The following is a 549-nucleotide window of genomic DNA, read 5'->3' on the forward strand; positions in this document are numbered from 1 at the left end:
CCGACAGCACCAGGAAGTCGTTGTCGCCGCCGCCCTGCTCGAACCAGTGGTGCTCGGTCAGCTTGAAGGTGTGACCCGACGCAAAGCCGCGGCAATCCGACGTGCCGGTGAAAATCTTGGCCTGCCACTCCAGCACTTCCAGGCGCTGCTTGGCTTCGGCCTTGCCCTCGCCCTTGTTCTTGTAGAAGAACGCCGGATTGCCGTCGTACACTTCCATCTTCGGCACGTCGCCCTGCTCGGCCACGGTGGGCTGCTCGACCAGCTGGATCGTGTTCGGTTCCTTGAAGTTAAAGGTGTTCAAGGCCATCTTGGTCGACTGCACCATGCGCTCGGCCGTGAACGCCGTCACGGCATCTTCCTTGTGAACCCGGTTGCCGCCATTGAACTTGACCGTCGCGTGCCCTTTTTGCGGCGGGCAAAAGCCCGCGTTGCAGGAATCGTCGCTGATGACCATGATGTGGCTGCCGGCGCTGTGCTCGAAGTAATAGAACAGGCCGTACTTTTCCATCAGGCGGCAGGTGAAGTGCTCGTCGGTCTCGTCGTACTGGA

At 60.7% G+C, this 549-nt stretch carries 1 protein-coding gene; it reads right to left on the reverse strand.

Annotation, left to right across the window (positions count from 1 at the left end):
- A partial coding sequence (locus F2P45_RS34435) for a phage late control D family protein (RefSeq protein WP_187367263.1) occupies positions 1 to 549 on the reverse strand: 549 nt, incomplete at both ends.

The organism is Massilia mucilaginosa (assembly GCF_011682145.1).
In the GTDB taxonomy this organism is placed as follows: domain Bacteria; phylum Pseudomonadota; class Gammaproteobacteria; order Burkholderiales; family Burkholderiaceae_D; genus Telluria_A; species Telluria_A mucilaginosa.